This is a genomic window from Streptococcus sp. OH4692_COT-348 (assembly GCF_003859975.1).
GTDB lineage: Bacteria > Bacillota > Bacilli > Lactobacillales > Streptococcaceae > Streptococcus.
The window spans coordinates 1-313 of the sequence record NZ_RQZB01000079.1 but is presented as its reverse complement, the minus strand read 5'-3'; the positions used below and the strand labels follow the sequence as shown (position 1 = coordinate 313).

The window sequence follows — 313 nt, the reverse complement described above, 5'->3', positions numbered from 1 at the left end:
ACGTCAATAAAGCCCTCAACAACGCTCTTGAACAAATCAAGCAATTGCAACCTAGCCAACCAGAACAACCAGTTGAACCAAAACAGCCTGAGCAGCCTGAAATCAATTATGATAAGGCTATGGCTAGCTTGACTGAAGCTATTGAGAAAAAAGTAGCTGAACTTGGTACTAACAACGATGCTAAGAAAAAATTAGTTGAAATTACTGATAAAGCAATCGCAACTATCCAAGAAGCGAAGACTCAAGAAGACGTCAATAAAGCCCTCAACAACGCTCTTGAACAAATCAAGCAATTGCAACCTAGCCAACCAGA

General features: G+C 40.3%; 1 protein-coding gene. It reads left to right on the top strand.

All coding sequences use genetic code 11. The features are described from left to right. A partial coding sequence (locus tag EII37_RS10965; RefSeq protein ID WP_124788567.1) for a DUF1542 domain-containing protein occupies positions 1 to 313 on the top strand: 313 nt, incomplete at both ends.